Annotated in this window: 3 protein-coding genes; 1 reads left to right on the plus strand and 2 read right to left on the minus strand. The window is 66.3% G+C overall.

Annotation, left to right across the window (positions count from 1 at the left end; all coding sequences use genetic code 11):
- Nucleotides 1-22: 22 nt before the first annotated feature.
- Both Q5923_RS01825 and Q5923_RS01830 read right to left on the minus strand, forming a co-directional pair.
- Entirely contained in the window at nucleotides 23-1,399 is a 1,377-nt protein-coding gene (locus Q5923_RS01825; protein WP_009279039.1) for an MATE family efflux transporter, read from the minus strand.
- A gap of 174 nt (nucleotides 1,400-1,573) precedes the next feature.
- The gene (locus Q5923_RS01830; protein ID WP_303131749.1) at nucleotides 1,574-4,948 is read right to left on the minus strand and encodes an ABC transporter ATP-binding protein/permease; all 3,375 of its coding nucleotides are present in this window, start codon (nucleotides 4,946-4,948) and stop codon (nucleotides 1,574-1,576) included.
- Between the two features lie 349 nt (nucleotides 4,949-5,297).
- Between Q5923_RS01830 and Q5923_RS01835 the strand changes: the two genes are divergently transcribed.
- On the plus strand, nucleotides 5,298-6,883 hold a 1,586-nt coding region (locus Q5923_RS01835; protein WP_303131751.1), incomplete at its 3' end, for a pyruvate formate lyase family protein.

The raw sequence follows: 6,883 nt of genomic DNA on the forward strand, positions 1-6,883 counted from the left end.
CAGGCCGCCCTTGGCGTCCATGCTATGCCGCCTCCAGCCTGAGCTCGCGCCGGAACGCCAGGAGCACCCACAGCGAGAGCACGAGCGAGAGGAACGACATGACCGGGTAGTTGAGCCAGAGCCCCGTGAGGCCGAGGGGCCAGAGGAGCGGGAGCTCGAGGAGGGGGAACACGAGCGCGCTGCACACCGAGAGGAGCGAGGCCAGCTTCGACATCTGGATGGCCGTCATGAGGGCCTGGGTGGCAAACGAGAACCACCTCACGGTAAACGACACGGCGAACACGCGGAAGGCGACGGTCGCGAGGGCCATGAGCTCGGGGGCCGGGTCAGAGATGAAGAGCAGAGTGAGCTCGCGCGGGAGAAGGGCCATCGCGACGCCGGAGGCGAGCGAGATGGCGGCACAGGCGGCGAAGACGCAGCGCTCGATGGCGACGACGCGGTCCTGGCGGCGAGCGCCCCAGTTGTACCCCACGGAGGGCTGCAGCGAGTCGCAGACTCCGTAGATCAGCGGGAACACGAAGCCGTCCACGTACATGAGCAGGCCGTAGGCAGAGACCGCGTACTCCCCACCCAGAAGGAGCAGGGCCGCGTTGAGCGCGATCGAGGTGACGCGGCCGGCGACGTTGTTGAGGAAGGTAGGCATGCCAGAGGCCGCGATCTCCCGCACGAGGGCCCAGCTCAGGCGAGGCCTCACGAAGCGCAGCTGCATCCTCCCCAGGGCGAAGGGCAGAAGCGCGAGCACGGTGCAGACCGCCATGGCGAGGGCGTAGCCCAAGGCGGCCCCCAGGATCCCCAGGTGCAGGAAGTACATGAGCGAGAACTCCACCACGCCGCCGAACACCGCCATGAAGACGTTGAGGGCGAGGGAGGAGCGAATCCTCCCACAGGCCTTGAGGTAGTTGTCGACCGCGAACATCCCCACTGTGATGGGCGAGAAGGCCGCGTAGACGCGCAGGAAGTCCACCGCCATCGAGGCGAGCTCCCCCGTCGCCCCCATGGCCGCCATGATGGCGGGGGCTGCGAGGAAGAGAGCCGCGCCCGTGACGGCACCCAGCAGGACGTTGAGGAGGACGGAGCAGCTGAAGATGTTGTTGGCCCGCTCGTCGTCACCCCTTCCCATGCTGATCGAGATGGGAACGGACGAGCCCACGCCGATCATGTCGCCGAAGGCGAAGTTGAGGATGACGAAGGGCATGGCGAGGTTGACCGCGGCGAAGGCCTGCTGCCCCAGGAGCTGCCCCACGAAGATGCCGTCGGCAAGGTTGTAGAGGGCGGACACGAGCATGCTGGCCGCCCCCGGGACCGCCGCCACGAGGAAGAGCCTGAGTGGAGGCGTGTCGACGAAGAGCCTGCGGGCGCGCTCCGCCGCCAGGCCGCTCTCCTCCTGCATCTGCGCCATGCGTCCCCTCTCGCCTGCAAAAGTGCTTGGAATCGGCAAGGTGGGCCGCGCGACGGCCCCGCAATGCCCAAACAAGAAAATACCAGTCGAAGGGAACGTCCGCACGCAGGGAGGACCCGACGCACGGACGTCCCGACGGGGCGTCATGAGGCCGCCGGCCACGCCCGTGATGCGCTACTCGCTCCTGAGCGCCTCCACCGGGTCGCGGCGGGCGGCCATGCTCGAGGGGATGAGCCCGGCGACCAGGGTGAGCCCCACGCTGATGGCGACGAGCGCGAGGGCGCTCTGCCAGGGCAGGACCATGATGTTGGGCACTCCCTTCCAGCCCACCACGAAGGCGTTCACGGGAACCGAGGCCAGGTACACGAGGCCGACGGCGAAGACGCCCGAGAGAAGCCCCTCGATCACGGTCTCGGCGTTGAAAATGTTGGCGACGTTGAGCCTGGAGGCGCCCATGGCGCGCAGGATGCCGATCTCCTTCTTGCGCTCGAGGACCGAGATGTAGGTGATGATGGCGATCATCACCGAGCTGACCACGAGCGAGATGGACACGAAGGCGATGAGCACCGTCGAGATCATGTTGACGATGTCGGTCACGGAACTCATGAGGGCGCCCACGAGGTCGGAGTACTGGATGGTCGAGTCGGGCTTGCCGGCGGCCTCCTCGCCTCGGTTGTAGGAGTCGATGACCCCCTCCACCGACTTCTTCGCGTCGAAGTCGCGGGGGTAGATGCTGATCGACTCGGGGTCGTCGAGCCTCGCGTAGCCTAGCTTCCTCATGTTGGCGTCGTAGCTCAGGTCTTCCGCGTTCATGTAGTTCTGCAGGAGGGAGCTCAGGTCGTCCTGGCTCATGTTGACCTTGATGGCACGCGAGAAGGCGCCGGCGTCCACCGAGAAGCCGCTCTGGAGCGCGGAGGAGAGGGACGACATCTGGCTCTGGATCTTGCCCGCGATGGCGTCGGAGAGCTGTGTCCCCAGCTTGGAGGTGGCCGCCGCCATCTGGGTCTGGAGCTGGCTCGCGAGCTGGGTGGCCATGACCTGCGCCGCCTGCCTCACGAGGGCCTGCATCGCGTTGGAGAAGTAGGGTGCGAGCTGCTCCTGGAGGTACTTCTGCATGGCCTGGCCGGCCACGTCGCCCATGCTCGACCCGAAGCCCTCCTGGAGCTTGGCGATGGTCGCCTTGGCGGCGTCGGTCTGCAGGTACTCCTGGACGAGGGAGGCGTAGTCCACCTGTGCCCCGTCCGAGGGGACGAGCCTGCTGCCCGCCCAGGCGGCGAAGCCCGAGCCGAGCTCGTTGGCCTCGTCCCCAAGCTGGGCGCGCTGCTCGTCGGAGAGGCCCGAGAGCGCGTCGGTGATGCCGCTCTTGGCGAGGTCGAACCTGGGCGCCCCCGCCATGAGCGCGGCCATGCTCTGGGCGCTGAACACGCCGGAGAGCTGGCTGGTGTCCAGGCGCACCGAGCTCATGTCGAAGCCCGAGGCGTCGGGCGCGAGCCCCGAGAGGTCGAGCGAGCCCAGGTCCATGCCGGACGAGAGGCCCGAAATCGCGCTCGCGTCAAACGAGAAGGCGCTCTTGAGCGCCGACTCGTCGACCGCGAAGAGGGAGCCCATGTCAAGCTCCTTGCCCTGCTTCTGCTGCAGCTCCTCGAAGCTCTTGCCGGTGAAGACGTCGGTGTCGGGCTTGGCGACCTGCTCCTTCACGATGTCGGAGTCGGCGGCTTCCTGGATGAGCTCGTTCGTGAGGGCCGCGGTGTAGCCGACGCCCTCACGCACGAGGCTCGAGGAGCTGACGCTCCGGGGCTTGACCACCCCCACGACGCGCAGGTCCAGCCCCTCGTCCACCGCGGAGCGCAGGAATCCGTCGTCGGCCGACATGTCCGTCCATCCACCCGTGCTGTCGTTCCTCTGGTAGAGGGCGGTGGCGGGGACGACCTTGAAGCTCATGCCCATCGCGTCGTCGTAGCTGAAGTCGCGGTAGTCGTCGGGCACCTCCACCTCCTTGCCGCCCAGCATCTGGCTCATCATGTCGTTCATGGCCTCGGTGTCATAGAAGCCCAGACTGTAGAGGGTGTAGTCGCTGATCCTGCCGTTGGCGTCAAGAACGAGGACCGCCTCGTCCGCCGCCTTGGGCCAGCTGCCGGCGACGACCTCCATCTGGTCGTCGAGCATCTTCTGGTCGCTCACGAGCTCGTTGAAGGAGGAGTTGGTGGTACCGCCCGTGAGGGCCGAGCCCATGACCCCGCTCGCTATCTTGGTGGTCACCTCCGAGGGGTTGAGTCGCGTGACGCCCGCGCTCGTGTCGGCCTCGTAGATCTGCGGCGTCACGCCGTAGGAATACTTGATCGTGTTGACGTAGGGCTCGATGCCGCTCTGCCCGCCCTCGAGGAAGGCCTTGAAGGACGAGAGGTCGTTGTTCTTGACCTGGGCGAACATGTCGGTCATGACCTTGTCCTGGCCGATGGTGCCGGCGTCTGCCGAGGCCTGCTGCGCCTCTCCGCCAGAGCTGCCGCCCGCGATGCCGGAGCCCAGCAGGCTCGAGACGTCGAAGCTGCTCTTGGTGATGGTGAGCGGATAGGAGGCCAGCGAGCTCTCCTCCGTGTCCTTGATGTAGCCGTTCACGCCGTTCGAGAGGGCGAGGATGGCAGCGATTCCGATGATGCCGATGGAGCCCGCGAAGGCGGTGAGGAAGGTGCGCCCCTTCTTGGTCATGAGGTTGTTGAACGAGAGCGAGAGGGCCGTCGCGAACGACATCGAGGCATGCCTGCCAGGCTTGGAGGCGTCCCTCTCCCCTGGTCCGGCGGTGGCCGAGGCAGGACCTGACACGCCGGCCATGGCTCCCGACGCGCCCGCGCGCGCCGTCCCCAGCCCCTCGGGGCGCAGGGGGTCGCTGTCACCCTCTATGCGACCGTCGCGCACGCGCACGATGCGGGTGGCGTAGGCCTCGGCGAGCTCGGGATTGTGCGTGACCATCACGACGAGGCGGTCGCGTGCCACCCCCTTCAGGATATCCATGACCTGCACGCCGGTCTCGCTGTCCAAGGCGCCGGTGGGCTCGTCGGCGAGGACGATGTCGGGGTCGTTCACCAGCGCGCGTGCGATGGCCACGCGCTGCATCTGCCCGCCGGAGAGCTGGCTCGGGCGCTTGTGCAGGTGCTCGCCGAGCCCCACGCGCTCGAGGGCCTCCCTCGCCCGCGCGCGCCGCTCCGAGCGGCCCACCCCCGAGAGCGTGAGGGCGAGCTCGACGTTGGAGAGGATGCTCTGGTGCGGGATGAGGTTGTAGCTCTGGAAGACGAAGCCCACGCGGTGGTTGCGGTAGGTGTCCCAGTCCTTCGAGCCGAAGTCCTTGGTGGAGGTCCCATTGACCACGATGTCGCCCGAGTCGGCGTGGTCGAGGCCGCCCAGGATGTTGAGCATGGTGGTCTTGCCCGAGCCCGAGGGCCCGAGGATGGCCACGAACTCGTTGTCCCTGAAGGTCACCGACACGTCGTCCAGGGCCACCTGGGTGAAGGAGTCGGTGACGTAGGCCTTGCGTATGTTCTTGAGCTGGAGCATGGCAAACCATCCCTCGCGCGCGATTTTTCACCTGCTGGTTCTACCCAGAACGCCCCGACCTAGGCGGGGACGGGGAGATTCATCCCATGCACACCTGACGCCTGGTGCGAGACGAGGGAGGATCGAAGGGGACGCCTCTCTCCCCCTCATCTGCTTCTGAAGCAATTGGTTTAATTTATATGCAATATGTGGTGTTTCACAGAAATTAAATAACAATATGTTGTGCTAATCCCAGATGGACTGGTTTAGACTGGGTCTCACCCCTCGCAAAGGACTCTGGTAGGTTAGATAGAGCTAACAGTGCGGGCGCCGCAGGGGACGCCCGCAAACGGACCCTTGGGAGCGTGCGATGCAGAAGGCATGGGAAGGCTTCGTCGGCGGCAACTGGGAGCGCCACGTGGACGTCAGGGACTTCATCCAGAGGAACTACACGCCCTACGACGGCGACGAGTCGTTCCTCGCAGGGCCCACCGAGGCCACGAGGAGGCTCTGGGACGAGGTCATGGACCTCTTCGAGGAGGAGCGCGCGCACGACGGCGTGCTCGACATGGACACCGACGTCGTGAGCACCATCACGAGCCACGGGCCCGGCTACATAGACCGCCCGCTCGAGAGGGTCGTGGGGCTGCAGACCGACCGCCCCCTCAAGCGCGCCCTCATGGTGGACGGCGGCATACGCATGGCGGTGGCCGCCTGCGAGAGCCACGGCTACCATGTGGACCCCCAGATCGTCGACTTCTACACCAAGCGCCGCAAGACCCACAACGCCGGGGTCTTCGACGTCTACACGCCCGAGATGCGCGCCTGCCGCCACTCGCACATCATCACGGGGCTCCCCGACGCCTACGGGCGCGGGCGCATCATAGGCGACTACCGCCGCGTCGCCCTCTATGGCGTGGACTTCCTCGTCGCAGAGAAGAGGGCCGAGAAGGCGGGCACCCAGAAGCACATGACGGAGGCCGTGATACGCCATCGCGAGGAGCTAGCCGAGCAGGCGCGCGCCCTCGAGGAGCTGAGGGAGCTCGGGCGCATCTACGGTCTGGAGCTGGGCCGCCCCGCCCAGGACTTCCAGGAGGCTGTCCAGTGGCTCTACATGGGCTACCTCGCCGCCGTCAAGGAGCAGAACGGCGCGGCCATGTCCATCGGGCGCAACTCCGCGTTCCTCGACATCTATGCCGAGAGGGACCTCGCGCGAGGGCTCTTGGACGAGTCCCAGGTGCAGGAGGTCATCGACCACCTGGTCATGAAGCTGCGCATGGTCAAGTTCGCGCGCACTCCCGAGTACAACGAGCTCTTCTCCGGCGACCCCCAGTGGGTCACGGAGTCCATCGGCGGCATGGGCGTGGACGGTCGCTCCATGGTCACCAAGACGAGCTATCGCTACCTCCACACCCTCGAGAACATGGGCACCAGCCCCGAGCCCAACCTCACCGTGCTCTGGAGCACCCGCCTGCCCGAGCCCTTCAAGCGCTACTGCGCCAAGATATCCATCGCCACCAGTTCCATCCAGTACGAGAACGACGACCTCATGCGCGTCTACCACGGTGACGACTACGCCATCGCCTGCTGCGTGAGCTCGATGCGCATCGGCAAGGAGATGCAGTTCTTCGGTGCACGTGCCAACCTCGCGAAGTGCCTGCTCTATGCCATCAACGGCGGACGCGACGAGAAGACGGGCGAGCAGATCGGCCCCAAGTTCCGTCCGGTGGAGGGCGAGTACCTCGACTACGACGACGTGGTTGAGAAGTACCGCGACATGATGGCCTGGCTCGCCGGCGTCTACGTGAACGCCCTCAACATCATCCACTACATGCACGACAAGTACTGCTACGAGCGCCTGCAGATGGCCCTGCACGACGAGCACGTGCATCGCTGGTTCGCCACGGGCATCGCCGGGCTCTCCGTCGTGGCGGACTCGCTGAGCGCCATCAAGTA

It is taken from the genome of uncultured Olsenella sp. (assembly GCF_959602185.1).
In the GTDB taxonomy this organism is placed as follows: domain Bacteria; phylum Actinomycetota; class Coriobacteriia; order Coriobacteriales; family Atopobiaceae; genus Olsenella_I; species Olsenella_I phocaeensis.